This is a genomic window from Rhizobium sp. SVR5-9E (assembly GCF_056755095.1).
This window is the reverse complement of record NZ_JBNDHS010000681.1, coordinates 1-240: the sequence shown is the minus strand read 5'-3', so window position 1 is coordinate 240 and position 240 is coordinate 1. Positions and strand designations below refer to the sequence as shown.

1 protein-coding gene is annotated in these 240 nt (G+C 45.0%); it reads left to right on the top strand.

The window, feature by feature from the left end:
* Positions 1-23: 23 nt before the first annotated feature.
* Positions 24-240, top strand: a 217-nt coding sequence (locus tag ACPYOJ_RS36545) for a hypothetical protein (protein WP_481420563.1), incomplete at its 3' end; no start/stop codon positions are given.

Genomic DNA, 240 nt, shown 5'->3' with positions numbered 1-240 from the left:
ACCATTACCGAAAGTATTACGGAATGCCGATAGAAGCTCCTACAGCCAACATTTCAACGCTCGACGGCGGCTATACACCTTTTAGGGAAGGAGGCGGAAACCAGTCAAACAGTCTGAGACTGAAGGCTCAGGATGGTCAGGAATTTGTCATGAGGGGCATTAAGAAAAGTGCAGTACGGTTTCTGAACAATATGGCATTCAAGAAAAGTACGTTCGGAAACGAATTGAGCAATACATTTC